This window comes from Halorubrum sp. Atlit-8R, assembly GCF_003666025.1.
Lineage (GTDB): Archaea > Halobacteriota > Halobacteria > Halobacteriales > Haloferacaceae > Halorubrum > Halorubrum salinarum.
The window spans coordinates 409,936-432,971 of sequence record NZ_QPLV01000002.1; the positions used below are offsets into that span (position 1 = coordinate 409,936).

The 23,036-nt window shown below is 68.1% G+C and carries 26 protein-coding genes; 15 read left to right on the forward strand and 11 right to left on the reverse strand.

Annotated features, from left to right (window positions below; translation table 11 throughout):
- The first annotated feature begins 46 nt into the window (after nt 1–46).
- Nucleotides 47–1,348, forward strand: a complete 1,302-nt coding sequence (locus DVK05_RS07885; protein WP_121562830.1) for a site-specific integrase — start codon at nt 47–49, stop codon at nt 1,346–1,348.
- Nucleotides 1,349–2,774: 1,426 nt separating this feature from the next.
- Here DVK05_RS07885 and DVK05_RS16870 read toward each other — a convergent pair.
- From DVK05_RS16870 to sdhC, 4 genes are all read right to left on the reverse strand, one after another.
- Nucleotides 2,775–3,329 carry a hypothetical protein gene (locus tag DVK05_RS16870; RefSeq protein WP_147437746.1) on the reverse strand — a complete coding sequence of 185 codons (555 nt, stop codon included), beginning with the start codon at nt 3,327–3,329 and terminating at the stop codon, nt 2,775–2,777.
- A 345-nt stretch (nt 3,330–3,674) separates the two neighbouring features.
- Nucleotides 3,675–4,559 carry a succinate dehydrogenase/fumarate reductase iron-sulfur subunit gene (locus tag DVK05_RS07890; protein ID WP_121562831.1) on the reverse strand — a complete coding sequence of 295 codons (885 nt, stop codon included), beginning with the start codon at nt 4,557–4,559 and terminating at the stop codon, nt 3,675–3,677.
- A gap of 7 nt (nt 4,560–4,566) precedes the next feature.
- Nucleotides 4,567–4,938 (reverse strand): succinate dehydrogenase hydrophobic membrane anchor subunit, encoded by a 372-nt coding sequence (locus DVK05_RS07895; protein WP_004596874.1) that lies wholly within the window; start codon nt 4,936–4,938, stop codon nt 4,567–4,569.
- Nucleotide 4,939: 1 nt separating this feature from the next.
- Nucleotides 4,940–5,365 carry a succinate dehydrogenase, cytochrome b556 subunit gene (gene sdhC, locus DVK05_RS07900; protein WP_053770748.1) on the reverse strand — a complete coding sequence of 142 codons (426 nt, stop codon included), beginning with the start codon at nt 5,363–5,365 and terminating at the stop codon, nt 4,940–4,942.
- Between the two features lie 224 nt (nt 5,366–5,589).
- On the opposite strand from sdhC, the gene DVK05_RS07905 reads away from it, so the two are divergent.
- From DVK05_RS07905 to DVK05_RS07920, 4 genes are all read left to right on the forward strand, one after another.
- Nucleotides 5,590–5,784 carry a cold-shock protein gene (locus tag DVK05_RS07905; protein ID WP_004596869.1) on the forward strand — a complete coding sequence of 65 codons (195 nt, stop codon included), beginning with the start codon at nt 5,590–5,592 and terminating at the stop codon, nt 5,782–5,784.
- A 170-nt stretch (nt 5,785–5,954) separates the two neighbouring features.
- A complete protein-coding gene (locus DVK05_RS07910; protein ID WP_121562832.1) occupies nt 5,955–6,656 on the forward strand; it encodes a TetR/AcrR family transcriptional regulator in 702 nt (233 codons plus the stop codon).
- Nucleotides 6,653–7,933: an MFS transporter gene (locus DVK05_RS07915; RefSeq protein WP_121562833.1), complete on the forward strand. Its 1,281-nt coding sequence runs from the start codon at nt 6,653–6,655 to the stop codon at nt 7,931–7,933. Before DVK05_RS07910 ends, DVK05_RS07915 begins: the two co-directional genes overlap by 4 nt.
- Nucleotides 7,934–8,489: 556 nt before the next feature.
- Entirely contained in the window at nt 8,490–8,966 is a 477-nt protein-coding gene (locus DVK05_RS07920; RefSeq protein ID WP_053770745.1) for a 50S ribosomal protein L11, read from the forward strand.
- Nucleotides 8,967–9,020: 54 nt separating this feature from the next.
- Here DVK05_RS07920 and DVK05_RS07925 read toward each other — a convergent pair whose 3' ends face one another.
- Complete coding sequence (locus DVK05_RS07925; RefSeq protein ID WP_121562834.1) at nt 9,021–9,752, reverse strand: DUF4013 domain-containing protein; 732 nt, start codon at nt 9,750–9,752, stop codon at nt 9,021–9,023.
- Between the two features lie 167 nt (nt 9,753–9,919).
- On the opposite strand from DVK05_RS07925, the gene DVK05_RS07930 reads away from it, so the two are divergent.
- A complete protein-coding gene (locus tag DVK05_RS07930; protein ID WP_121562835.1) occupies nt 9,920–11,059 on the forward strand; it encodes a hypothetical protein in 1,140 nt (379 codons plus the stop codon).
- A 100-nt stretch (nt 11,060–11,159) separates the two neighbouring features.
- Entirely contained in the window at nt 11,160–11,456 is a 297-nt protein-coding gene (locus DVK05_RS07935; protein ID WP_121562836.1) for a transcriptional regulator, read from the forward strand.
- Nucleotides 11,457–11,459: 3 nt separating this feature from the next.
- Here the strand turns inward: DVK05_RS07935 and DVK05_RS07940 are convergent, their stop codons facing one another.
- Nucleotides 11,460–11,921, reverse strand: coding sequence for a universal stress protein (locus DVK05_RS07940; RefSeq protein ID WP_121562837.1), 462 nt, complete (start codon nt 11,919–11,921; stop codon nt 11,460–11,462).
- A 136-nt stretch (nt 11,922–12,057) separates the two neighbouring features.
- Here DVK05_RS07940 and DVK05_RS07945 point away from each other — a divergent pair, with 136 nt between their 5' ends.
- Nucleotides 12,058–12,468: an RDD family protein gene (locus DVK05_RS07945; protein ID WP_121562838.1), complete on the forward strand. Its 411-nt coding sequence runs from the start codon at nt 12,058–12,060 to the stop codon at nt 12,466–12,468.
- Between the two features lie 51 nt (nt 12,469–12,519).
- Here DVK05_RS07945 and DVK05_RS07950 read toward each other — a convergent pair whose 3' ends face one another.
- Complete coding sequence (locus DVK05_RS07950) at nt 12,520–14,394, reverse strand: ATP-binding protein (RefSeq protein WP_121562839.1); 1,875 nt, start codon at nt 14,392–14,394, stop codon at nt 12,520–12,522.
- Nucleotides 14,395–14,517: 123 nt separating this feature from the next.
- On the opposite strand from DVK05_RS07950, the gene DVK05_RS07955 reads away from it, so the two are divergent.
- Nucleotides 14,518–14,853, forward strand: a complete 336-nt coding sequence (locus tag DVK05_RS07955) for a hypothetical protein (RefSeq protein ID WP_121562840.1) — start codon at nt 14,518–14,520, stop codon at nt 14,851–14,853.
- Nucleotides 14,854–14,934: 81 nt separating this feature from the next.
- Nucleotides 14,935–16,293, forward strand: coding sequence for a M28 family peptidase (locus DVK05_RS07960; RefSeq protein ID WP_121562841.1), 1,359 nt, complete (start codon nt 14,935–14,937; stop codon nt 16,291–16,293).
- Between the two features lie 85 nt (nt 16,294–16,378).
- Here the strand turns inward: DVK05_RS07960 and DVK05_RS07965 are convergent, their stop codons facing one another.
- From DVK05_RS07965 to DVK05_RS07980, 4 genes are all read right to left on the reverse strand, one after another.
- Nucleotides 16,379–17,050, reverse strand: a complete 672-nt coding sequence (locus DVK05_RS07965) for a DUF4396 domain-containing protein (RefSeq protein ID WP_121562842.1) — start codon at nt 17,048–17,050, stop codon at nt 16,379–16,381.
- A 151-nt stretch (nt 17,051–17,201) separates the two neighbouring features.
- Nucleotides 17,202–17,390 (reverse strand): hypothetical protein, encoded by a 189-nt coding sequence (locus tag DVK05_RS07970; RefSeq protein WP_121562843.1) that lies wholly within the window; start codon nt 17,388–17,390, stop codon nt 17,202–17,204.
- Between the two features lie 47 nt (nt 17,391–17,437).
- Complete coding sequence (locus tag DVK05_RS07975) at nt 17,438–18,178, reverse strand: helix-turn-helix domain-containing protein (protein WP_121562844.1); 741 nt, start codon at nt 18,176–18,178, stop codon at nt 17,438–17,440.
- Between the two features lie 336 nt (nt 18,179–18,514).
- Nucleotides 18,515–19,588 carry an aldo/keto reductase gene (locus tag DVK05_RS07980; protein WP_121562845.1) on the reverse strand — a complete coding sequence of 358 codons (1,074 nt, stop codon included), beginning with the start codon at nt 19,586–19,588 and terminating at the stop codon, nt 18,515–18,517.
- Nucleotides 19,589–19,766: 178 nt separating this feature from the next.
- Here DVK05_RS07980 and DVK05_RS17090 point away from each other — a divergent pair, with 178 nt between their 5' ends.
- The 5 genes from DVK05_RS17090 (at nt 19,767) to DVK05_RS08000 (ending at nt 22,978) form a co-directional block, all read left to right on the forward strand.
- The gene (locus DVK05_RS17090) at nt 19,767–19,943 is read left to right on the forward strand and encodes a hypothetical protein (RefSeq protein WP_158598854.1); all 177 of its coding nucleotides are present in this window, start codon (nt 19,767–19,769) and stop codon (nt 19,941–19,943) included.
- A 62-nt stretch (nt 19,944–20,005) separates the two neighbouring features.
- Nucleotides 20,006–20,917 (forward strand): acyltransferase, encoded by a 912-nt coding sequence (locus DVK05_RS07985; protein WP_121562846.1) that lies wholly within the window; start codon nt 20,006–20,008, stop codon nt 20,915–20,917.
- 113 nt (nt 20,918–21,030) lie between these two features.
- Nucleotides 21,031–21,624 (forward strand): DJ-1/PfpI family protein, encoded by a 594-nt coding sequence (locus DVK05_RS07990; RefSeq protein WP_121562847.1) that lies wholly within the window; start codon nt 21,031–21,033, stop codon nt 21,622–21,624.
- 18 nt (nt 21,625–21,642) lie between these two features.
- A complete protein-coding gene (locus DVK05_RS07995) occupies nt 21,643–22,488 on the forward strand; it encodes a hypothetical protein (protein ID WP_121562848.1) in 846 nt (281 codons plus the stop codon).
- 79 nt (nt 22,489–22,567) lie between these two features.
- Nucleotides 22,568–22,978 (forward strand): DoxX family protein, encoded by a 411-nt coding sequence (locus tag DVK05_RS08000; RefSeq protein WP_121562849.1) that lies wholly within the window; start codon nt 22,568–22,570, stop codon nt 22,976–22,978.
- Nucleotides 22,979–23,036: the final 58 nt, after the last annotated feature.

Consider the following 23,036-nt stretch of genomic DNA (forward strand, 5'->3'; position numbering starts at 1 on the left):
TGTAACTGAACATAACCTTCTACTAAATCGGGCGTGACTCGCCTCTATGGTTCGAGGTGACGATCCCGATCATAAGTTGCGAAAAGAAAAGGACCGTATTAGGGATTGCGGCTCACTTTCCGACGATGGGAAAGAGGCAGCGTTAGAGTTTCTGCGAGCCTTTGACCCCGAAGATATCGAACACTCATACCAAGACGAAAACGGAGAGACAGAGACGCTTTCGCACAACTCGCTTGAGGGGTATGGGCGCAGTCTTCGGCTTATTGCCAAAGAGTCGGATAGAAACCTGTTGGACCACTCTCTCGAATCCCTGACCGATATTTTCAACGAGTGGCTTGAGGACTTAGCCGTCGAAACCGTGCGACAGCGACAAGCCGCCGCAATCAAATTCTACCGCTATCACGAGACGGAGATTGACCCCGACGCCATCTCGCTAAAGCAGCGAGAGAACAACGGCGGGGCCGTAGATGAACGCGATATGTTCACGGCGGAGGATATTGACGCGATCCGTGGGGCGTGCGATAATGCCCGCGATAGGTGCCTGATTGAGTTACTACTATACACAGGCCAGCGTATCCGTGCGATTCAGACGCTCCGTATCAAAGACATAGACCTTGAGAGTGGTCACTACTATCTCAATACCGACGCGGACGGTCTGAAAGGCGCGGACGATGTCGGCCAAAAGCGCCCCCTACTCGGAGCCGAGAACGCCGTCCGTGACTGGCTCAATAAGCACCCAACTGGTGAGCGCGACGACTATCTCATTACAGCTCTGCCATCCGCGAGAAACATCAGCGGGAAAGGCGACTATCTCTCAGCACCTGCCATCCACGACCGCTTGAATAGGATTGTCGAGGAGGCAGGGGTCGACAAGCCAGCGAACGCACACAATTTCAGACACTATTTTGTTACCCTTGCCGTCCGTGAGTTTGACCTCGATCAGTCCCATATCAAACATCTCATCGGCCACAGAAAAAACTCAGTTGTGATGGAAACAACGTATCAACATCTGACCGACGAAGATCACATCCGAGCGGCGCGGGAGGCTACCGACGCGGGCCGTGACCCCGAGCCGAAAGAAGGGAGTCTAACGCCCGACACCTGTCCGACTTGTTCGGAACCACTACCAAATGCCGCGAAGGCCTGTTCCCGTTGTGGGATGGTATTCACGCCAGACGCCAAATCGGCTAAGGAGTCCGTAGAGGAGACAATCCACGAAGGAGCGAAACAAGCCACTACTGACGCAGAGCGTGAGGCGATTGACGCCGTCCGTGAACATATCCAAGAGAATCCCGAAATTGTCTCTGAGAACCCCGAGTTAGTCAAGCAACTGTTAGGGGGTGAGTAGCGGCCGCAGGGAGAATCCCCGCCGATTAGTCGGCGACAGCATCCCTGCGGCCAGAGGCCGAGTCTCCTGCGCTCACGTCCCCCGACTCAACGGTCAGGATGAATTGAGCGAGGGGCGCGGCGGGATTATCAGCCTCACGGAGCGTATCGAGGTGTTGGGGTTTCACAGGTGTCATGTGAGAGCCGTCAGGCCGTTTGACGGGCCGTCTGGCAGAGACCTTCCACGCTCCATATCGAGAGACGTTTGTCCACTATTAAAATCTCATGGCGACAGAGATAGAGCGGCGTCAGAAATCATACGACGGCGGAGCCGTGCGGAGATACGGACGCCACGAGGACTTGTCACTTCCACTACCATACCACATACGCACAGACGCCCGCCGTGGCGCTCGCGGGGTTAAGGGATGATTACATTTTGAGTATGACCGCTATTGTAGTGATTTTGCGGTTTAACGTGATTGTCCGTTACCACGGGAGTCCCGGGCCGCGCGTGCGACCCCCTCCGCTCAACGCACGGTCCTCGAAGCAAACGCGATAGGAAGACGCTCGTATTCGGGGATGTCTCCGAGGACGGCGACGGCGGCGGAGCGGGAGTCTCTTGCGGCCCACGATCTCCCCTCACGTCGACGGCGACGAGTCGGCGGGGAGTTGCGTATGCGTTCCACCCGCCATGGCTACCAGTCGTTATCTGTAGTCGCTTAGAGGCACATAACAGACGCTCAGAGAGATTTTTTTCATAGTACGAGACCCTACCAACATCTTTCTATTTGCGTCGCCTCAGAGACGCGTCTCACGCCACACATAGAGTTATATCACTTCGCGTATGCGTATGGCCCTTGAGTTACTGTGCGAAAAGCCGCCGAGTGACGGTCTATTGGCGTGGGAGTCGTGGCCCGTCGCCCTCCATGTACGGTCAAGCCGACTTTGTCGACACTAACCCTTGGGGTCAGACGAGGTAAGACGCGGTAGAGGACCACCTCATCGGGGGTGCGACGATCCTCAAGTCGATAGGATCAACCCCGTCCGTCCCCGCCGTGGGGGGCGTAGGTCCGTCCCTGTGCTCGTGGGGCGCTCCCCACGTCGCCACGGCGGTCCTCGTGGGGGGTCTGGTCCCACAACTCGGCATAGAGATTTTTATCCCGTCGTGTATGACTACTACCGATAGGCAAAAATCGCAGTACGTGACCGCCCCACTATTCTTACTGTTTATTTTTCTCGATATTAATCCCGAATAGTACTAAGTATTCTGATAGAATATCAATCGCCACAACAAACTGTTGTCGGGAATCTCAGATTATGGGACATCTATAAGTAACACCACAGTCAACCATAGGATGCTTGTTAGGCTGGCTCCGACCACATTGTGTCGGACGCCACCTTAGTCACGTAGCAACTGCTTTGTGAATCGAAAAGTGGTCACTCAGACGCTATAGCGACCGCGGAAACGGGAACAGATACTCCTGACCGACGATATGGTAATCACCCCCATTATACGTCTGTACAGGCGCATTAGCCACAAACTGGCGGGGTGCGTAGCCAATGAGCCTCACATCTGTCTCGCTGATACGTGATGCCAAGACGTAGTAGTCAGCTCGCAACTGTTCATAAGCATCGACGGTAAGGGAGGGGTCACACCGATGTCGACCAGCGGTTTTCACATCGATCGTCGCTCCACGGTGAGTGAGATCAAACCCACCGTCCCCTCCGTCAGTATAGACATCGAGATCAATCGACTCACGAGCGCCGAGTGGCTTAGCGACGGCGTCTTCTCCGATCTTACCAGTCCGATGATTTCCAACACTCCCTCTGGAAGCGTTAGCGATACGTCGTGCGTATTCTTGTAGCATGTAGAGACGGTTCTCGGGGATGTGTACGACAGGGTAGTCGTCAATACTGAGGTCTGCCGCTGAAAAGAGCGGCGTAGCGGCTGGCTCCTGTGGGGGCGATACGTCGTTCGTGTCGTCGTTGGTGTCGTTGGACATAGCGGACGCTGTCTGAGAGGCCCACCAGGAGAACTGTGCTTGTTAGGCTGGCTCCGATGGGTGTTTCGAGGGGCTTCCTCGGTCGACGGTATCTATGACAGGTGAAAGACGTTTAATTCTACCGTCCGATCCGCGTTCGCCTCACCTGTCACAAAAACTCAAAGCGGGGCTAACGTATTAAAAGGTCCCATCGCTCGATGAAACTAAATGATTGATTATTAAGAATCCTATTCAGACCTGCTGGAAATGGCTCATAATAAGATACTATCTAATGCTGAAGGTACGGTTGTCCCGCTGCGTCACGCCAGTTGATTATAAAAAGAGGGAGGTTTTTCTAAGCCAGTTTCACCAAAACTTCAGGTTGTTTTTGACTGCCTCCCGCTTCAGCTCCTGGATGTGCTCGGTGAGGGGGATGTCCTTCGGGCACACCTCCGTACAGGAGAACTGGGTCTGACACCGCCAGACGCCGTGTTCCTGCTCGATGATCTCCAGGCGCTTCTGTTTCATCTCCTCGCCCTCGCGCTCGTCCATGGCGAACCGGTACGCCTTGTTGATCGCGGCCGGCCCGAGGTACTCGTTGTCGCCGGCGGCGATGTTACACGAGGACATGCACGCGCCACACCAGATACAGCGTGTGGACATCTTGATCTTCTCGCGGTTCTCCCGGTCCTGGCGCTGCTCTTCGAGCTCGCCGTCCGGGTACTCGTTCGTCTGGAAGTACGGCTCGACGGCCTCCATCTGGTCGTAGAAGTGCTCCATGTCGACGACGAGGTCCTTCGTCACCTCGGCGTGCGGGAGCGGCTCGACGCGGACCGGCTCTTCGAGGTCCGAGATCTGGGTCTTACACGCCAGCTTCTGCCCGCCGTTGACGAACATGGCGTCCGAGCCGCAGACGGCCTGCCGGCAGGAGTGCCGGAAGGTGAGCGAGGAGTCGTACGTGTCGCGCGCGTACATGAGCGCGTCGAGGACGGTCATCCCCTTCGTGAACGGGACGTGGAACGTGTCGAAGCGCGGCTCCTGTTTCCCCTCGACCTGCGGGTCGTAGCGGAACACCTTCAGCTCGACCGTGCTCTCGTCGGCGGCCGCCTTCTCCGCCTCCTCCTCCTGTCGCTGCTCGCGGCGCTCGGCCGCGCGGCGCCGCTTCTCGGCGCGGCGCTCGTCGCCCTTCGAGGCGGGCTCCGTCTCGGTCTCGGTCGATTCCTCGGTCTGCTTCGGAATTTGCGTGCTCATTGTCGGTTCAGTAGAGTCCGATGCCCGCCCACGCGTTCGCGGTGCGGATTCCCTGCGCGATCAGCACGACGCTCGCGGCGACGAGCGTCCACTTGATGACGGTGCGTTTCGTGCCGGTGAGCCCCTGGTTCACCAAGGCGTTGTAGACGCCGTTGACCCCGTGGAACGTCGCCGTCACGAGGAAGAGGATCATCAGCGAGTAGTAGCTCAGCTGCTCCATCCGCGCGGAGCTGGCGAGGAACGACACCTCGTCCGCGTGGTGGACGAAGTGGAGCAGGAAGAAGTGGAACGCCAACACGACCAGCAGGAAGACCGCCGTGACCCGCTGGAGGAACCACATCCGGCCGCCCGACTGGAACGAGGAGTAGCGCTCGGCCATCTCAGAACGCCCCCGCGATGAACGTCGGAACCGACGCGACGGTGATCGCTCCCGTGAGGATCAGCGACGCGTAGAAGCTCTTGTCCTGTGCGTCGAGTCCGATGCCGAGGTCGGTGAGGAGGAGTCGCGTCCCGTTGAGCATGTGGAAGACCGCCACCGCGAGCAGGCCGACCTCCAGGAGGCGCACGAGCAGCAGCCCCTCCAAGGAGACGATGGTCTGCGTGTACACGTCGTTTCCAGCGGCGATCGCCGCCTCGCTGGCACCGGCAGCCGGGATCCCCGTACTCAGGACGGCGATGTGCGTGAACAGGTACCCGATGAGCACCCATCCCGTGAACTTGTGGAAGATCCACGCCCACATCCCCGCCTCGAACTCCCGCCAACGGCCGAAGTCCTCGATGAGGCCTCGATTGTACGACTGACTCATACCTAACGGTTCTGAACCGCGCTGGTATAGTAGTTACTAACACGGCGGCCTGCGCGGCCGGGTTCCGGACCATCCCGATCGGCGCGGAATCGGAGGGCACGCGGGGGTCAAGCGGCCGAACTCCGAGACGGATCCGATCCGAGAACGCGGTCCGTGCGAGGGCGTTCCACGCCGCGTATCGTCGCGGAAGCCTTATATGTCACAGTCCCGCTTCTACGGTCGCAATGGCGAAAGGCGAAGTTGACTTCTTCAACGACACTGGCGGCTACGGTTTCATTTCGACTGACGACGCGGACGAGGACGTGTTCTTCCACATGGAGGACGTCGGCGGCCCGGACCTCGAAGAGGGTCAGGAAGTCGAGTTCGACATCGAGGAGGCGGACAAGGGTCCGCGCGCGTCGAACGTCACCCGTCTGTAAGTCGGCGACACCCGAGGCGAATCGGCTTTTCGACTGTTCTCGACCCCCCGAGCGGCGGCGCCGTCGTGCGCCCCGCCGCGGACGGGCGTCGCTCGCGGCGCCGAGCGGTTTCGGCGCCGAACGGCCCCGACCGATAGGAATTTACCGCTCGTTGACTGACCGGTCAGTCAATGAGCGACTCGCCGAGCGCGGCCGCGGAGATCATGGACGGGGTGTACAGCGCCCTCCGCGCTCACGGCTACGCCGACCTGACGATGCAGGACATCGCCGACGAGTGTTCGAAGAGCAAGTCGCTGCTCCACTACCACTACGACACGAAGGAAGACCTGCTCGTCGCCTTCCTTGAGTACATCATCTCCGACTCCGAGGACCGGATCGCGGCCCGCGCGGACGACCCGCCCGTCGACCGACTGGTCCAGTTCGTGGGGTGGTTCGTCTTCGCCCCCGACGAGGCCGACCGCGAGGCGTTCCACATCGCCCTGCTGGAGCTCCGCACTCAGGGCCCGTTCAACGAGCGGATCCGCGAGCAGTTGGCGCGCAGCGACCGGCTGCTCCGCGGGACCGTCGCCGACATCCTCGCGGACGGCATCGAGGCGGGCGTCTTCCGCGACGTCGACGTCGAGGAGACGGCGGCGCTGCTCGTGGCGACCCTCGACGGCGCGCGAACCCGGCAGATCACCCTCGCCGGCGCCGAGCGCGACGCCGAGGGCGAGGGGTACACCCGGGAGGTCGCGGAGGCGGCGCTCCGGCGGATCGTCGGCCCGCTGCTCGCCGACGGGGTCGAACTGCCGCCGCTCGACGCGGCGATCGATGCGCTCCGGCTCGACGCCGACGAACCGGGGAGCGACGCCGCCGCGGACCGCACCGAATGACCCGCTTCGGGTTCGAGCGCCCGCCGCCGGTCCTCCTCGCGGTGATCGCGAGCACGTTCTTCGTCGGCTTCGGCGGCGGCGTCGTCTTCCCGATCCTCCCGAACCTCGGCGCGGTCCTCGGTATCTCGGCGTTCATGGTCGGCGCGATCCTCTCCGCGAACCGGTGGGTGCGGCTCGTCGCGAACGCGCCGGCCGGCGCCCTCGTCGACCGGTACGGGACGCGCACGCCGTTCGTCGTCGGGCTGTTCGTCGAGGGGGTCGCCACGCTCGGGTACGTCGTCGCGCTCGCGGTCCCGGCGGGGATCGCTCCCGAGGCGTGGTTCCTGCTCGCGCGGGTCCTCTGGGGGCTCGGCTCCGCCGCGGTGTTCGCGACCGCGTACACCATCGCCGCCGACCTCTCCGACAGCGGCTCGCGGGGGACGAACATGGGGATCGTCCGCGGCGGGATCACGATGGGGTTCCCGGCCGGCCTCGTGCTCGGCGGGGTCGTCTCCGCGGTCGCGGGCAACGTCGCGGCGTTCGCCGTCGCCGCCGCCTTCGCGCTCACCGCGAGCGTCGTCGCGTACCGGTACGTCCCGGAGACGCACGTCACCGGGGACCGCTCCGGCGACTCGATCAAGCCCTGGGAGGTCGACACCGCCGTCCCGGCCCTGACGGTCGGGCTCGTCAACTTCGGGCTGATGTTCGCGTACATCGGCGCGCTGTTCTCCACGCTCGTGCTGTTCCTCGGCGCGAACGACATCTCGCTGTTCGACCTCGCCCCGCAGGGGACCTCCGGGCTGTTCATGGCCGGCACGGTCGTCTCGGCCGCGGCCTTCATGCTCGTCGGCGGCCGGATCTCCGACACCCGCGAGTCGCGGACGCCCATCCTCCTGACGTTCCTCGCGGTCTCGTTCGTCGGGTTCCTGCTGCTCGCCCGGGCCGGGTCGGTCCTCTCTCTGGGGCTCGCCTGCGTCTTCATCGGCGCCGGCCAGGGCGGGACCAGCGGTCCGATGATGGCCCTGCTCGCCGACCTCACCCCCGACGAGCGGATGGGTCGCGCCTCCGGGACGAACAACGTCCTCGGCGACGTGGGGGGCGGGCTCGGCCCCATGGTGTCGCTCCCCCTCATCGAGGCGGTCGGCTTCGCGCCGATATACGCCGCCTGCGCCGCCCTGCCGCTGCTCGCCGGCGGCGTCCTCCTCCTCGGCGTCCGCCGAGAGACCGGGACGTTCCTCCCCGGCCGCGTCGCCGACGAGGCGGGGGCGACCGACCCGTCGAGCGTCGTGGACTCGTAGGTGCGGACTCCACTGTCGGTTTCGCTGACTGATCTATAAGAGCGATTTGTGAATCCGGATTGCGGTGGCGCGTGCCTGCGAGCGACCGGAGCAAAGCGGAGGTCGCGAGGCAGCACGCGCGAGGGACGCGGTGAGCGAGGGGCGACCGCAGGAAGCCCGAGCGAACCGCGAGGCTGGGGAGGTGCGAGGCGGGGGCCGTGCGGTGCGGGGTGGGATTCAAAGGGGCAGTCGCGAGGAGGCCGTAGGCGACGCAAGCACTGGAAGGAGCGAGCAGCGCAAGCGACTGAAGCGCGCAGCGAGCGTACGGTCTCCTCGCGGCTGGGGCTTTGGAGGCGTTCGGTGTCGGTCCGCAGCCAGTGTCTTGTAAATAGACGATACGATCGTCGACGGGGGACCGCGCGATGTTGAGTGGTGACGTATGAAGTCAGACCGGATAGGCGCGCCTCGCCGAGCGAGGGGCTCACCGCCGGGGAACCCAGACGTACGGTGTGCGAACCGCTGACTCCCCCTACCCGAAAGAACAACCGTTAAAAGTCGGCGACGGGTTCGTACGGACATGGCTGGAACTATCGAAGCGCTCGTCCCCGGCGGGCAGGCCAACCCCGGCCCGCCGCTCGGTCCCGAGCTCGGACCGACGCCGGTGGACGTCCAGGACGTCGTCGCGGAGATCAACGACGAGACCGCTGCCTTCGACGGCATGGAGGTGCCCGTCACCGTCGAGTACGACGACGACGGCTCCTTCACCATCGAGGTCGGCGTGCCGCCCACCGCGGAGCTCATCAAGGACGAGGCCGGCTTCGACACCGGCTCCGGCGAGCCGCAGGAGAACTTCGTCGCCGACATGTCGATCGAACAGGTGAAGAAGGTCGCCGAGCAGAAGTCGAGCGACCTGCTCGCGTACGACACGAAGGCCGCCGCCAAGGAGGTCGGCGGCACCTGCGCCTCCCTCGGCGTCACCATCGAGGGCGAGGACGCCCGGACGTTCGACGAGCGCGTCGACGCCGGCGAGTACGACGACGTCCTCGACGAGTAACGCCGCCCCTTTTCGCGAGCTCCGCCCTTCCGCGGCGATTTCGATTCGACTCCGTTACACCGCGGGCCGTTCCGCGGGCTCCGTCTCCGGCGGTTCCGTCCCGACCGGGCGCACGTCGGTCCACGTCCACCCGACGATGGCGGCCGCCGCCACGAGCGCGTAGAACTGGACGAACACCCCCGCGATCGTCCCGAGGATCGGGACCACGGAGAGCACGCCGATCGCGAGCGCGCCGGCGAGCACCACGACCGCCGCGGTGACCCACCCCGTCGCGTACGCCCGCTTCGTGACGACGCCCCAGAGCGTCCCGAGGGCGAAGCCGTCGCCGATCTTCCCGGAGTCCGCGACCGCCGCCAGCGCCGCGGGCGTCACGTAGAGGCCGACGAGCGACAGGCTCAGGGCGACGAGCCCCGCGACGAGGACGACGACGCCGACGACGAAGGTGCCGAGGAACGTCCCGGCGCCGGGGTCGCCGGTCCCGGGCACCACGACGAACGCGCCGACGGTCAGGGCCCCGGCGACCGCGAGGACCCCGAGCGGCAGCAGCGAGTAGACGAACGCGACGACGAACGCCTTCAGGCCGTCGACGAACAGGTCGCCCCACGCCTCGAACGCCGGGGGCTCGTCGTCGCCGCCGGCGGTGCGCCGAATGACGCGGGTCACGTAGCCGAAGACGAGGATCGAGGGGATGATGAGCGGACTCGCGAGCAGCAGGAGTCCGCCGATGACGGCGGTAGTGACGGCGTCGTCGCCGTCGCGAAGATAGTTGAGCGATGCTTCTAACATGGTGATTCTCACGGCCATGACGCGCCGTGAGGTATTAAAGTAGTACGGCGACGGTCCCGGACAGGGCGGCGGTGGTTCGGGGTCCGGACGCACCTTACGACGGGCAGAGCCGAGCCGATGGACGGGAGACGGGGTCCGTTTATGTCAGTTCACGAGGATCGGAGGGTATGGCCGAAGAGAGGGACGCCGTCCCCGCGGACGCGGAGCGCGAGTGGGACGCGATCGATATCGACGATATCGGCGGGTTCGACGTCGCGGGGATCGGGGAGCCGTTCGACGAGGACCTGTGGCTGGACGGGCTCGCGCGGAAGGTGGGGATGGGGCACCTGTCCGACGCGCTGCCCGGATCGGTCCCGCCGTCGTACCTCTACGCCCTCGTGACGATCGGCGTGCTCGAACTGGTGCTGGGCGCCTACTCGTACGCTATCGGCGAACCGGTGATCTACCTCCAGAACCCGTTCTTCCTGCTTCAGCCGATCGGCCTGCTTGCCGCCGTTTACGGGTCGCGATCGCTCCGGCGGCGCTACCACGAGGTCACGGTGGAGATGCGGATCAGGAACCGGACCGACGACCCCGAGCGACTGACGAACGTGATCCCCTCGTGGCTTCCGTGGACGGTGTTCCTGTCCGTGGTGGCCGTGAACTACGTGCGGCTGTTCGCGCTCGGGGGACCGGTCGCCGTCTACCAGGACGCGAACCTCGCGGCGGTGATCGGCTGGACGGTGGCGAACCCGGTCTGGGCGTCGATCGCCACGCAGTTTTTCACCGTGTACGTCGCCGTCACGCTCATCGCGCCGCGTCGCCTCCGAGACTCCGACGTCGGCGTTGACTTCCTCGATCCGGAGGGGCTCGGCGGACTCCGACCGATCGGTGAGCTGGTCAAGCACGCGTACTACTACGTCGTCGCTGGACTGGTCGCGATCGGGCTCGTCCTCTACGGGCCGGCGATCGTTGGCATCGAGTGGGAGCGGACGACGGCGACGAACCTCATCTTCACGACGGTGTGGCTGAGCTCGGTCGCGACGGTCGGCTACGCCGTGTTCACGCTTCATCAGTTCATGCGCGACGAGAAGCGTCGCGAACTCCATCGACTACGGGCGATGGAGGAGCGGCTCGTCGAGGACCGGTGGGGAGTCGGGTTCCAGAGGGCGTCGAGCGAGAAACAGGGAGTCCTCGAAGGGGTCCGGCGCCGGATGGAACGGGTGAGCGCCACGCAGGAGTACCCCGCGACGTTCAGCATCTGGTCGCAGCTGCTCCTCAGTATCGTGATTCCGAAGGCGGTCCAACTGGTCGTCGCGAGGATATAGCACGGCGGCCCCCGGAACGCCGGACACGGGCAGCCGAACGCGGGTCCCGGGCGTCACTCGGAGCGCCGCGCTTATACGCCGCACACGCCGACCTGCCGGTATGCCGGATCTACACCCGATCGCGAAGCGGATCCACAACGTCCAGCCGCGCCCGGTGCGGCTCGAACTCGACTCGGGCGAGACCGGCGTCTACGAGTTCTCGTCGACCGAGTTCTTCCAGCGCGAGTTCCGCGGCGAGGGCACTCGGACCGATGCCGACGCGGACGCCGAGTTCCGCCTGATCAGCTCCGAGGACTACGAGCGGATCCTGCTCGGTCGGTCGGGGCCCGACGAGGAGGGCTGGTCGATGGTCGGCGAGGTGGTCGAAGCGGAGGCGGCGGCGGCGGCCGAGGAGTGAGCCTCAGCGGACGACCGTCACGGGCATCTCGGCGCGGCGGACGACCCCTTCCGCGACGCTGCCGAGGAGGACCCGCGAGAGCCCGGTCCGGCCGCGGCTCCCGACGACGACGTGGTCGAACGGCTCCGGGTCGGCGGGCTGGTCGCGGTCCGTGGTCGGCTCCGTCTCCCCCGCGGCGACGCCGAGGATGGTCGCCGTCGGGCGGCCGACCTCCATGCGGGTGTCGATATCGCGGTCGACGGACTTGGCCGCCTCGCGGAGGATGCGCTCGCCGCGCGCGGTGGCGCTCTCGTACCACTGGTCCGCGGCGCCCGGGAACCCGCCCTCCGCGCCGGTGGTCGAGTCCGCCGGGTTGACCACGTACAGCGCCGTCAGGTCGGCGTCGGGCCACTCGGCGACGGCGAACGAGAGCGCTTCGGCGGCCTCCTCCGACCCGTCGACCGCGACGAGGATGCGTTTGCTCATGCGCGGGGATTCGCCCGCACCGAACAAAAAGGGCGACGGCGACTCCGGGCCGCCGACAACGCGCCGCGGGCGGCACGTTTCGGGGGCGGAGGCGACCGGTCACAAAGCACTTGCCGGCGCCGGCTCAGGCGCTTGTATGAGCACCCCGTACGCGCGGTCGCAACTGGCGTCGGTCACCGCCCGCGGCGGCGCGTGGCTCATCGACATCGTCGCGAGCGTCGCCGTCGCCGCGGTCGTCTCGCTGGCGGTCGGCGCCGTCTCGGCGGGCCTCGCAGACCTCGCGTTCCTCCTCGTCGCGTTCGGCTGGTACGTCGCGTCGGAGGCGGTCTGGGGGCGCACGCCGGGCAAGTGGGTCGTCGGGATCAAAGTCGTCGACACGGACGGCGACGAGGTCTCCGGCGTCGCCGCGGTCGTCCGGAACGTCACCAAGATCGTCGGCGGCGCCTCGCTGCTTTTGATCCTCGCGGGTGTCGTGTTCATCGCCGACTCGCCGAACAGCCAGCGGCTCGGCGACCGGTTGGCTGACACGCTGGTCGTGCGAGTCTGAGTCGGGTCGGGACCCCCGTCGGCGACCCGACGGGCCCAGGGTGGTCGGCCGTCAGTCGTGCCGCGTCACGCACTCCGAGAGGCCGATCAGCTCGACGGGCTCGGAGTTGTCGGGCGAGTAGACGACCATCTGTCCCTTCTCCATGTACGGCACCTTCCCGGCGAGGTTCGTCGGGATGTTGACGCTGGAGATGGCGTCCTCGTCGCCGAGGTTCAACACGATCTTCGTGTTCACCTGCTTGAACACCGACTCGGCCACGTCCTGCGGGTCCTGGGTGATGAGGAAGAGCCCGAGCCGCTCCTTGCGGCCCTGCTTGGCCGCCTCGGTGAACTTCTGGACCACCTTCTGCGCCTGGACGTTGTCGGCGTCGGCGAGGAAGTTGTGGGCCTCGTCCATCCCGACCAGGAGTGGCGTCTCCTTGATCCGGTCGCTGTCCGGGTCGTTCGAGAGCTTGTCGTCGATGAGCAGCCCCGCGACCGCGAGGACGACGATCTCCTTCTGCCGGGAGGTCGGCAGGTGGTAGGTGGGGACGACCGAGAGCCCGCCCGGCCGGACGAGCGTGTGGTCGAGTTCGGTGATCGACTTCGCGTCCTGGTCGAACACGCCGCTCGGGACGCCCCGGACCCGACGCTTGACGGCGTCGAAGGTGGCCTCGTGGACCCGGCCGCTCTCGTGGAGCTCCTCTTTCAGCGCCGGGTCGTCGAGGTACGAGAGGAACTGGCTGTACGTCCCCGAGTCGCCGTAGTTGTCGAAGAAGCGGTTGAGCAGCGTCAGGAGGGCCGGGTACTGGTTGTCGTTGAGCCCGGAGCCGGCGACGAGCCACGGCATGTCCCGCGCCAGCGAGAAGGGGATGGTGAACTCGACGCGCTCGGCGCGGTGGCCCTCGCCGGGGTACGTCGCGTTCGCGACGCGGGGCACGAGGGCGACGGTGTCGTCGTGGCCGCCGTGGGCGATCCCCTCCCGCTCCAGCCGGCGGGCGAAGCCGTCGTCGAGGTCGGGGTTGTCGTCGTGCATCTGGGCGTACTCGTCCTGCGGGTCGAACTGGACGACCGCCATGCGCGACTCCCGACCGTCCCCCATCGGGTACGTCCGGTCGTCGTCGAGGTACTGCCGGAGGACGTTCTTCGAGGCGTGGGTCTTCCCGGACCCGGTCCCGCCGGCGACGAGCGTGTGGCGGAACGCGAGCGGGTCGCCGTCGGCGTAGTCGTCCTTCACGCGGTAGTCGACCGTCGGGGGCTCGGCGGCGGTGCGCACCTTCTCGCCGCCGACGGAGAGGTGCCCGAGGAAGACGCCGTCGTCGGGGATCTTCAGGCCGGTCTTGATCTCGGCGTCGTCGGCCGCCTCCTCGACGACCGCGCCGGGCTTCGGGACCCGGTCGGTCATCCGGCGCTTCATCGAGTCCCCCTCGCCGTAGACGACGGACATCGGCTCCAGGTCGGCGACGAACTTGTAGTCGCGCTCGGCGAACTCGTCGCGGCGCATCTGCCGGCGGGCGTGAATCTCGGTCGCGTCGTCCGACTGGAACTCCTGGGCGTACTCCAGCCCCGTGATCCGACAGAAGAGCCGCTCGCCGTCCGGGTACGGGATCAGGAGGTACTTCCCGAGCCGCACCGACTCGCGGTTCCCGGTCGTGACGAACGCCTTCAGCGACGTCTCCTCCTCCTCCTCGGCCACGCGGAGCCCCTGCGAGACCGAGACGACGCCCAGGCCGGCGTCGCTGCCCGCCGGCGTCGCGTCGTAGGCGGCGAACGCGTCCTCGTCGGCGTCGGCCCCGGGGGCCTCGCTCGCGCTTCCCCCGTCGGCGACGCCCCCGCTGTCGGCCGCGGACTCGCCGTCGCCCCCGCCCTCGGCGCCGTCGGCCTCGCTCGGGGCGCCGCCGTCGCCGTCACCGTCCCCGGTGAAGTCGGTGAAATCCTCCAGCGTCATGGCGTATCCACCGGTCGCCGGGCCGAAAGCGTTTGCCCTCGCGCCGCGGCCGACCTCCCCCTGTCGACGGGCGCTCTGTGCCCGTCGCGGGGCGCTTATCACGCTCGGCCCCGTACCCGAGGCATGATACTCGTTCGCGGCAGCGGCGGCGGGACGGACCTCACCGGCACGGTGTTCGAGCGCGGCGAGGAGCCGCCCGCGTACAAGGGCGCGCCGGACGAGGACGCGCCGTACGTCTGGGTCTGCGACTCGTTCTACGAGGTCGAGAGCGGCGGCTCGCCGCTCGTCGTCGACGGCGGAGAGATCCGCGTCGCCTTCGAGGAGCCGATGCCCCGCGGGTTCGACACCCGCGACCAGGCGGTCGCGGCGGCCCGCGAGCACGTCCGCACGCAGTTCGCGCGGATCGGCGTCGACCCCGACGCCGTCGAGGTCGAGGTGACCGCGGCCGACCCGGCCTGAGGTCGGACGCGCCGAGCCGTCCGGTCCGGCCGCGGCTCCGCCTCCCGCAACCCCTTTTCGCCCGGGGCCCAACCGGACCGTATGACCGAGCTACCGGACCGCGTCGTGGGCGACGCGCGGACGAGCGACTTCGGGTGGGACCTCCTCACCGACCTGACCGACATCGGGAACCGCATGGCGGGATCGGCGGGCGAGCGCCGCGGCGCCGAGCGCGTCGTCGAGGCGTTCGAGACGGCCGGCCTGCGCAACGCCGGCCTCGACGAGTTCGAGATCCCCGGCTGGTGGCGCGGCGAGTCGTCGCTGTCGGTGACGGGCGCCGTGGACCGCCGCCACGAGGGCTCGCACGAGGTGATCGCGCTGCCCGGCACGCCGAGCGGCGAGGCGTCCGCCCCGCTCGTCGACGTGGGCGACGGCACCGACGAGGAGTTCGCGGCCGCGGAGGGGGACCTGGAGGGCGCGGTCGCGATGGCCTCCTCCCGCACGCCGGACTCCCACGACCGGTGGATCCACCGGATGGAGAAGTACGTCGCGGCGGCGGAGCGCGGCGCGGTCGGGTTCGTCTTCCGGAACCACATCGAGGGCGCGCTCCCGCCGACCGGCGAGATCGGCTACCACAACCGGCCCGGTCCGATCCCCGCGGTCGGCGTCTCGAAGGAGGTCGGCGACCGGCTCTCGCGGCTCGCCGCGGACGAGGGCGGCGACCCCCCGACCGTCTCGCTCGACGTCGACTGTCGGAACGAGCCGACGACCTCGGTGAACGCGGTCGCGGAGGTCGGCCCCGACACCGACGAGGCGGTGTACCTCACCGCCCACGTCGACGCCCACGACGTGAGCGACGGCGCCAACGACAACGGCGCCGGCTCGGCGCTCGTCGCGGAGGTCGGGCGCCTGCTCGCGACCGTCGAGGGCGACCTCGACACTCGGGTCCGGCTCGTCACGTTCGGCTCCGAGGAGATCGGGCTGTGGGGGGCGTACCACGCCGCGGAGACGACCCCGAAGGAGGACATCGCCTGCGTCGTCAACCTCGACGGCGCCTGTAGCTCGCGGGACCTCCGCGTGGGGACGAACGGGTTCGAGGGGATGCGCTCGACGTTCGAGGCGGTCGCCGAGGCGTTCGACGCGCCCCTGGCGACCGGCGAGACGATCTCGCCGCACGGCGACCAGTGGGCGTTCGTCCAGGAGGGGATCCCGGCGGTGATGGCCTCCACGACGAGCGACCAGTCCGGGCGCGGCTGGGGCCACACCCACGCCGACACCCTCGACAAGCTCGACTCCCGCGACCTCCGGGAGGTGGCGACGCTCGTGACCGCCGCGGTCTACCGGTTCGCGACCGGCGAGGTCGGGGCCGAGCACCGGTCGCGGGAGTCCGTCCGCGACGCGATCGACGAGGGGTACGTCGAGGAGCTGAAGACGGGCGGGCGGTGGCCCTACGACGAGTGACCGGGACCGCGGGTGAGGCGTGACCGAGACCGCGGGTGGGACGTGACCGAGACCGACCTCGCAGGGTCTCTACGTCGCTCGGCCGTCAGGATCCCGAGGCCGCCTCTCGGGGGTCCATCATCCCCTCCTTCACGCCCCGGCTGATCAGGAGGACGTTGACCGGGTAGGCGGCGACCAGGCCCAGCGACAGCGACACCGTGAGCGCGGACCAGAACAGCACGTCCGTCAGCCCGGCGTCGCCCGCCAGCCAGAGGTCGGTCCCGATCGCGACGACCTCCATCACGGTGATGCTCGGCGTCTCGCTCAGGAACGCGTCCCACACCGCCCGCCGGAAGGAGACTCCCTCCTGGACGAGCGGGCCGACGGTCAGCGCGTAGCCGAAGACGTAGGCGAAGCCGAAGGTCACGGCCGCGACGGCGAGGTGGTCGAGCGCGAGCAGTCCGAGGGCGACGACGACGCCGGTCACCTCGCCCGCGCCGCAGCCGGAGTAGCAGTGACAGACGCTGCGGAACCCCCGACGCCAGAGGCTATCCCGGGAGATCTGGCTCCGCCCGGCGTACCAGTAGACCCCTAGCCCGATGGGGCCGGAGTACAGCACCGTGAAGCCCCAGACGAACTTCATCAGGCTCCCGAGCCCGGCGTTGTTCGAGCGGAGGTCGTAGACCAGAATCCCGAGGGCAGTGGCGACGAGGATCCCCCAACCCAGCAGGTACGCGGGGTTCGTGAGGAGGCCCTGGAGCGTGGCGCGGAGCGTCATGCGTGTCGAGCGTTCCCCGCGACGCTGGCACGGATGTAGCGCGCCGACCGCGGTTGTGGGAGGCCGCGTTCGAGGAGGGTTCAAAGCTTCGGGTTCCGCCGACCGCGGCGCGCGCCGCGGCTCACGGACGCCCCGCCGGTCCGACCCGCGCTCACTCCTCGGCGGAGTCGTCGCAGACGCCGAGGGGGAGCGTCTCGGGGGCCTCGTCGCCGTCGAGGCCGGCGTACGCGTCGTCGATGAGCCGGGCCAGTTGCGTCTCGGGGCTCACGCCGCGGGCGGCGGCGAGGGCCGCGAGCCGCTCGTACTGCTCGTCCGGCACGGAGACGGTTCCGTCGTCCATACGCGGCGCTCCGTCCCGAAGCTACAAAAGCGTTGGTCTGAGCCCGCTCACGGCGATTCCGACCGGTCCGTCTCGCGCACGGCGCCGATCGGCTCGCCCTCGGCGAACCGCTCGAACAGCGCGTTCATCACCGACGACTCGGCGCGCGAGAGGTGCTCCCACACCGTCGTCGAGCCGAGGCCGAGCTCGGCGGCGACCTCCTCGACGCCCACGCCCCCGCCGTGGTCGTAGTAGCCCGCGGCGATGGCGGTCGCGAGCACCTCCCGCTGCCGGTCGGTGAGCCCGTCGAGGAGCCCCGAGGCCGGGAGCTGCGGCGAGCGCTCGATCGACGCCAGCTCCACGTTCCGCGCGAGTTCGACCTCGTTGCCGCCGCGCTCCAGCTCGCGCATCACCGCCGAGAGGTCGTCGTCGTCCTCCAGGTACGCCGTCCAGCGCTCGACGCCGCCGGCGATGGTCGTCCCGGTCCGGTAGTGGATGCCCATCCGCGAGAACCGCTCGCCGATGCCCTCCCAGTCGGCCGCCCCCGCGTCGATCGTCAGGGCGACGTAGGCGTGGGTGCCCTCGATCGGCGCCAGCGGCTCCGCGGAGACGACCAGGTCGAACTCGCGGAACTCCTCGACGAACGCCTCGATCTCCGCCGGCGGTCCGGTGAGTTCGGCGATCCGCTTGCGTTCGGGGCCGCTGCCCGTCATCGAGGAGACGGACCGGTACCGCACCTCCGGGTGGCGCGCGCTCACCTCGCACTCCGGCTCCCCCGCGTGGCGGATCCGGAACGTCACTTCCCGCATGGCAGAGCGGAGGGCGCCGGGGTTCAAACGGGTTCCGGACCGTCGCGAGGCATTTATCACCGCGACCGCGCAAGCGTCGACGTGGTGGCGATGACGAGTCGGTTACCCCCACTGAGCCCCTCGTGATGACGGGTTTCGACCGAGCCACCGTCTACCCTCGCCAGCGGCGCGACCGTGCCGCCCCCGAACGGTCGTCGACACCCCGCGGGGCGGCGCCGAGCGACGGAGCGCGGTGAAAGTGATTCAGCGCCGTGGCACCCGCTCGCAGTCCGGCGGTTTCGAGGCGAAAAGGGCGGGTCGGTCGGCGTCGATCGCTCGGCGGACGGGGGCGTCCGCTCAGTACGAGGCGGCGCGCTTGTCGAGGCCGGCGGCCTCGATGTCCTCGCCGTCGACGGAGGTGCGGAGCACGTCCATCCCGTCGTCGCGGTCGACGTCGAAGTTCCGGGCGTACAGCTCTTCGAGGCGCTCGTACTCGGCGTCGGAGATCGGCGGCACGTCGGCGGCGGCGCTCCACTCGGCGATGTCGTCGCCGTCGCGGAAGGTGGGCGTGACGGACGCGACCTCGTCGTGGGCGAGCAGCCAGCGGATCGCGGCCTGCGCCATCGTCCGGGTCCCCTCGACGCCCTCGGGGTCCTCGAGGAAGCGGATCGCCTCCACCTTCTCCCAGCCGGTCTCGTACCACTCCTTCGGGCGGTGCGAGCGGTGGTCGCCGTCCTCGAGGACGGTGTCGGGCGTCACCTGCTCGTTGAGCAGGCCGGAGGAGTGCGGGACGCGCGCGATGACGGAGGTGTCCGAGCCGGACTCGCGGATCGTCTCGACGAAGTGGCGGCCGGGCTCCTGCTCGAAGAGGTTGAAGACGGTCTGGACCGCGTCGAACTCCTCGTACTCGACGGCCGCGTCGCCCTCGGCGAGCCAGCCGATCGAGGGGCCGAGCGCCCAGCCGAGCGCGCGGACGCGCCCGTCTTCCTTCCACTCGCGGAGGAGGTCGCGCACCTCGGGCGTCACCTCGTCGACGTTGGCGTTGTGCAGCTGGAGCACGTCGACGTAGTCGGTGTCGAGGCGGTCCAGCGAGGCCTCGAACGCCTCGGTGAGGTACTCGCGGTTCAGCTCCTTGGGGAGCTCGCCGTGGCCGGCCTGCGGGTTGTCGTAGAAGTCGTAACCGATCTTCGTCGACAGCGTCACCTCGTCGCGGCGGCCGTCGATCGCCTCGCCGATGATCGCCTCGCTGTCGCCGTGGCCGTACACGTCGCCCGTGTCGACGTAGGTGACGCCGGCGTCGAGCGCCTCCTCGACCATCGCGACCGCCTGGTCGTCCGAGCGGTCGCCCCACCAGTCGGTGCCGACGACCCACGCGCCGAAGCCGATCTCCGAGACCTCGACGCCCGAGTTACCGAGTTCGCGGTGTTCCATACCGGCCGGTTGGCGGTCGGGACACTTATCGGGCGCGGTCGCTCTCGGCCCGCCGGAACCGACGCCGTGCGGGCGCGGCGGACCGACGGAAACAATGCCTTGCGGACGCGGCGGACCGCCCTCCCGGGTCGCGGCCCGCACCGTTGGATATTACTCGCCCGTCGCCGATCGGACGGGCATGGACGACGCCCTCCGCCGGCGGCTCGACGCCGTCGTCGCCCTGCTCGCGGTCATCACTGTCGTCTCGGTCACCGCCCTGCTGCTCTCGTTCGGCAGGGCGGCGATCGCCCCGGTCTTCACGGTCGCGTTCGTCGGCGTCCTCGCGGGGCTGTTCGTCCGCGCCGAGCTGTACTGACGGATCGGGCGCAGCGGTCGCACAACCGAATCCCTTTGAGGGGCGGCGACGAAGGTGGGCCGATGACAAAGCGACACGTGTCCCTGCCCGACGGCGCCGAGGCCGGGGTCCGAGGGTTCATCGACGAGGTGGACGAGCGGCTCTCCTCGGACGAGGACACCTGCGAGGTCGTCCGCGACGTGCTGATCGACCTCCACGGCGACCGGGAGGCGTGGGAGGCGTGGCAGGACGGCGAGTCGGTGTCGCGCGCCGAGCGCGTCCGCCTCCAGGGGTACGACCCGTGTAACGCGACGCTGGAGTCGGAGTACTACGCCGAGAAGGACGAGGACCGCTTCCAGCGCTCGAAGCACCTCCAGTGGCTCTGGCGCCAGTTCGACGCCACCCCGATGGCCGACAACGTCGAGTTCGCGCTCCGCTTCCGGCAGATGCTCGGGAACCACCTGTTCGCCGAGTGCGGGGACAACTGCCGCTTTTTCAAGGGCATCTCCGTCACCTACGGCCACAACATCGAGGTCGGCGACAACGTCGTGATCCACGACGACGTCCACCTCGACGACCGCGGGAAGCTGACGATCGGCGACCGCGCCTCCATCTCCGACGGCGTCCACCTCTACAGCCACGACCACGACATCGTCGACCAGACGGAGGTCCGGAACTTCCACACGATCGTCGGGGACGACGCCCGGGTCACCTACGACGCGATGGTCAGGGCGGGCTGCCGGATCGGCGAGAACAGCGTCGTCGGCGCGCGCTCGGTCGTCCAGGGCGACGTGCCCGACCACCACGTCGTCGTGGGCTCCCCTGCGCGCTCCGTCCGCGTGAAGCCCGGGTGGGAGGAGGTCGCCGACGACCTCGAGGACGGGCGGCTCCCCGACAACCAGGACGAACGCGAGATCGAGTACGAACTCCCCGAGGACCTCGAACAGTTCGACGAGTTCCAGCGGGACCTCCGGCCGCCGAACCGATCGCGCTGACGCCGCCGTGCGGTCGACCCCGTTGAAGCCGTGAACCGGGGGCGCGTGGTGTGTTACCGCTCGCCAGCATCGTTATGAGACAGTAGCACGTACCGCCGACCGGTGTTACACGCATGACAGGACAGCGCATACTGATGATCGTCGGCGACTTCGGGGAGGACTACGAGATCATGGTCCCGTTCCAGGCGCTTCAGGCGGTCGGCCACGAGGTCCACGCCGTCTGCCCGGACCGGGAGGCGGGCGAGACGGTCAAGACAGCGATCCACGACTTCCGCGGCGACCAGACGTACTTGGAGGAGCGCGGCCACGACTTCGAACTCACCCACGGCCTCGACGAGGTCGACCCGGCCGACTACGACGCCCTGGTCGTTCCCGGCGGGCGCGCCCCCGAGTACCTCCGCGGCTACGACGCGGTGCTCGACGCGGTGCGCCACTTCTTCGAGGCGGACAAGCCCGTCGCGTCGATCTGTCACGGCCCGCAGATCCTCGCGGCCGCGGGCGTGCTCGACGGCTACGAGATGACGGCGTACCCGGCGGTCAGGCCCGAGGTCGAGGCCGCCGGCTGCTCGTGGGTCGACGGCGTGACGACCGACGGCAACCTCGTCACCGGGCAGGCGTGGCCCGACCACCCCGAGTGGATCGCGCAGTTCCTGGACCTCCTCGGGACCGAGGTCGAACACGAGGGCCCCGCCGCGACGGCGGACTGAGTCCCCCGATTTTCCCGCATGCCCGATCCCCGCGCGGTCGCCGTCAACGTCGCCGCCAACACGAACGAGCCCGAATTCCGCGGGCCCGTCTACCCGGACGGCTCCTTCGCGTACGTCCCGATCCCCGAGCCGGCGGCGACGCTGCCGCGCGACCGGTTCCCGGTCGACGAGCCGCTCCCGACGTACGGCGACCTCGACCTCCCCTTCGCGGTCCCCGCCGACCTGCGCGAGACGCCGGTCCACGCCGACCCCGAGTTCCCGGGCGTCCACGGCCGCGAGCGGGCGACCTACGGCGACCCGTACGCCGTGAAGGCGGGCCGGATCGCCCCCCTCGACCCCGGCGACTGGCTCCTCTTCTACGCGACGCTCACGCTGCGGCCGCGCGACTGGGCGGGGCCGGGCGACGGGCGTCCCGGCGATTCGACCGGCGACCGCGACGGCGGAACGGACGACCGCGACGGCGCGTGGCTCCGCGAGCGAGGGGTCGCCGTCGACGACGACCTCGCTCCCGACTGGGGCGCGTACCTCTTCGCGGGGATGCGGATCGAGCGGGTGCTGTCGGGCGGAGATGGTGACGAGGGGACCGAGACCGTCGACCGCGCGGCCGCCGCGAGGGCCGCGCCGACCAACGCGCACCTGAAGCGCGACCCGTTCGACGCCCGCGTCGTCGTCGCGGGCGACCCGGACGCCTCCGGGCTCTTCGACCGCGTCGTGCCGCTGAGCGCGCCCGACGCCGGGAGCGAGGCGAACCGGATCGTCACCGACCTGTCGAGCGACTCCGGGAAGGGCCCGTGGTGGCGCCGCCCGATGGCCTTCGACGCGGCGGCGACGAGCCGGCTGCTGACGCGGATCGACGGGGTGTGACGGCGGGGCGAAACGACGGCGCGGGGCTCCGATCCAAGCGCCACCGCGATTTATGGGGCGCGCCCCCGTTGCGTGCGGTATGAGCGACGACGACACGGAGACGAGCGACGGGGCGACCGGCCGCGGCGCGCCGTCGCGGCTCGGCCGCGTCCTGCTCGGCGTCGGCCTCGCCGCGCAGGCCTCGGAGGACTTCCGCGACATGGACGACACGATCGAGTACGCCGAGTCGGCGGGCGTCCCGATGCCGGACCTCGCTGCGCCGTTCGCCTCCGGCATGATGGTGGTCGCCGGCCTCGGGATCGCGCTCTGGCGGCTCCCCCGGATCGCGACCGGCGCGGCGGTCGCGTTCCTGACCGTCGTGACCGGCACGATGCACGACTTCTGGAACGCCGACGAGGACGACAAGAGCGGCGAGCGGCTCGCCTTCTTCGGGAACCTCGCGATGCTCGGCGGCGCGCTGGTGTTCCTGCGCGAGGCGTACAAGAAGTGAACGGCGGCGCGGAGCGGGGATCCGAGGTCCCGGACCCTTATTTCTAATCAGCCATCGG